The sequence below is a fragment of the Asticcacaulis sp. genome (assembly GCF_027484505.1).
Classification (GTDB): Bacteria; Pseudomonadota; Alphaproteobacteria; order Caulobacterales; family Caulobacteraceae; genus Asticcacaulis.
The window spans coordinates 1-2,870 of sequence record NZ_JAIXSV010000137.1 but is presented as its reverse complement, the minus strand read 5'-3'; the positions used below and the strand labels follow the sequence as shown (position 1 = coordinate 2,870).

Genomic DNA, 2,870 nt, shown 5'->3' with positions numbered 1-2,870 from the left:
CATCTTGAAGGCGTCACGGTGCGTAAGGTCATCGTCGTTCCCAACCGCATCCTCAACTTTGTCGTAGGCTGATCATGATCCGCAAAGCCCTTCTGGCCTTCGCCCTGCTGAGTGCCCCGTTGTCCCTGAGCGGCTGCGGGTTCACCCCGGTCTATGCGCAGAAGGGTTTGCCCGGTGAGTTGGCCAATATCGACGTCATCACCACAGACTCTCGCACGGGTTATTTCGTGCGGCAAAATCTGGTGTCGGGGTTTAAGACGCTTGAGGGTCAGAAACGCTATCGCCTGAGCGTCAAGCTCGACGAAAAGCGTTACGATATTGGTATAGGTGTCAATGACATCGCCTTACGAACGGAAATTTCGACCTCTGTGCAGTATAGCCTGATCGAAACAGCCACACGTAAGGTACTAACCCGTGGCTATTTCGTCGATACAACCACCTATGACGCGAATGCCCAGTCGCCCTATGCCGGCGTCGCCGCCCAGAAGGACGGCCAGCAGCGCGCCGCCACCGCGATTGGCGAGCGCATCCGCAGCGAACTGGTGCTGTTCTTCCACGACAAGAAAGTGGCTCCGGCCAGCTAAAACCATGAAGCTGGTCAAGCGTCCTGAGATTGAGGGCTTCCTCAAAGCGCCACCGCGCGACGTGATCGCCTGTCTGATCTACGGCAAGGATCGCGGGCAGGTGCTGGAGCGTGGGCAGGCCTTGGCCCAGAAGATCGTCCCGGACATCAAGGACCCGTTCAACGTCTCGCTGCTGACCGATACCGATATCGACGCCGATCCCGCGCGCCTTGAGGACGAGCTTCAGGCGCAGTCGCTGATGGGCGGACGACGGCTGGTACGGCTCAAATTCTTTTCGGAAAAGGCGGCGCTCGACAAACAGGTGGCCACCGCGCTCAAGGCCCATGCCGCCGGTGAGTTGAACCGCGATGCCTTCTTCCTGATTGAGGCCGGGGGTCTGGGCGGCGACTCCGCCGTGCGCAAGCTGGCCGACGCCGATAAGGCCATCGCCTCCATCGCCTGCTATGAGGACGAAACCGGCGACGTCGTGCGTATGGCACGTGAGACTCTGGCGCAAAACGAGGTCGCCCTGACGCCCGACGCCATGGACATCTTCGCCGCCCGCCTGCCCAAGGAGCGCGGTGTGGCGCGTCAGGAGATCGAACGCCTGTGCCTGTTTATCGGGCCGGGTTCGCGCCGCACCATTGACGACAAGGAACTACAGGAATTTCTGGGCGTCGAGCCCGACGCCTCGCTGTTCGATGCCGCCCTACAGGCCTTTGGCGCCAAAATGGCTCCGGCTCAGGCGGGTTTGCGCCGGGCCTTTGCGGAAGGTGAAGACGGCTCTGCGGCCTTGCGCGCCCTCAATGGTCATCTGGTCAAGCTGCGGCTCATTCAGGCCCAGATGGCCAAGGGCATCGACGCCAAACAGGCCGCCCGCGCCGCCGGTGTCTTCTGGAAGCAGGAGGCGGAGTTTCTGCGTCAGGCCCGCGCCTGGTCGGACTTTTACCTTGATCCGCTGTCCAAAGAACTGATTGAGACGGACAAGTCATGTAAATCGACGGGGATGCCCGACCTGCTGCTCGCCGAACGACTCTATATGAGCATTGCGGGCCGCGCCCGACGGTTGGGATTGTAAATCACATTACAAACAGGTTCTAACCAGAGCAACAAAGCGATCTACAGTGCTGTCTTCGCCTGTTACCGTGACACCGATATAGGTTTCCCACTCAATCGTAATGGAGCCGAACGAGGTGTTGAAAGACGCCCATTCAAAATCCCAAAAGAATGTCGTAGGGTGCGAACGATCTGTTCTTACGGCCTTAAGCTTTTCAAGGGCTTTTCGGATAGCGCCTGTCAATGCTTTATCATGTTCAGCACCAAGATTGATCGTCTTCATAGACACACTACCTCAGCGAGGAGCCCGCCATCAGTCGTCGGCAGACATCATCCAGTTGCTCAAGGCTGGCATAGGCGATGCGGACCTCTCCCTTGCCGCCCTTGTCGTCCAGCTTGACATTGAGGCCCAGCAGTTCCTGAAGATCCTGCTCCAGCGACAGCACATCGGCATTGGGCTGCGCCTTGGGACGTGCCGGTTTGGTCTCGTCACCAAGCGCCGTGCGAGCCAGCATTTCAGCCTGACGTACAGACAGACCTTTCTGAATGATCACCTCAGCCAGCGCTTCGGGGTTGCTCGCCGTGGCAATGGCACGAGCATGACCGGCGCTCAGGCGGCCATGAATGACGTGATCCTGAATAACTTCCGGCAGGCCCAGCAGGCGCATCATATTGGCGATATGGCTGCGCGATTTCGACACCACCTGAGCCACGGCGTCCTGCGTGCGGCCAAAGCGTTCCATCAGCACCTTATAGGCGCGCGCCTCTTCGATAGGGTTGAGGTCCTCGCGCTGCACGTTTTCGATGATGCCGATTTCCAGCACCTCAAGATCGTCCAGTTCGCGCACGATCACCGGCACGGTCTTCAGACCCGCCTTTTGCGCGGCGCGCCAGCGGCGTTCACCAGCGATGATCTGAAACTGCCCGGCTTGATTTGGCAACGGCCGCACCAGAATGGGCGACAGCACGCCCTTCTCCTTGATCGAGGCGCTGAGGTCGTCGATCTCGGCTTCCGAGAAGAAACGACGCGGCTGATCCGGATTGCGTTGCAGAAGCTCGATCGGCTTTTCCAGCGTCGCGGCGGGTTTGCCATCGGCGGTGGCGATAGGTACGGGCCCCTGATTGTCGCTCAGCAGCGCCGACAGACCGCGGCCCAGACCTCTTTGTTTCTCAGACATATGTATCCTTCAGTCTTGGTCAGGCAGCCGCGCGGCGCACTTTTTCACGTTGAACGACTTCGCGGGCCAGTTT

At 59.6% G+C, this 2,870-nt stretch carries 4 protein-coding genes; 2 read left to right on the top strand and 2 right to left on the bottom strand.

From position 1 onward, the window contains the following. Positions 1-74: 74 nt before the first annotated feature. Entirely contained in the window at positions 75-584 is a 510-nt protein-coding gene (locus tag Q0072_RS09015; protein WP_298328756.1) for a hypothetical protein, read from the top strand. 4 nt (positions 585-588) lie between these two features. Beyond that, positions 589-1,641: a DNA polymerase III subunit delta gene (gene holA, locus Q0072_RS09010; protein WP_298328754.1), complete on the top strand. Its 1,053-nt coding sequence runs from the start codon at positions 589-591 to the stop codon at positions 1,639-1,641. Positions 1,642-1,647: 6 nt separating this feature from the next. On the opposite strand, the gene Q0072_RS09005 is transcribed toward holA, so the two are convergent. Further along, positions 1,648-1,902 carry a hypothetical protein gene (locus Q0072_RS09005; protein WP_298328751.1) on the bottom strand — a complete coding sequence of 85 codons (255 nt, stop codon included), beginning with the start codon at positions 1,900-1,902 and terminating at the stop codon, positions 1,648-1,650. Between the two features lie 7 nt (positions 1,903-1,909). After that, a complete protein-coding gene (locus tag Q0072_RS09000) occupies positions 1,910-2,797 on the bottom strand; it encodes a ParB/RepB/Spo0J family partition protein (protein ID WP_298328749.1) in 888 nt (295 codons plus the stop codon). Positions 2,798-2,870: the final 73 nt, after the last annotated feature.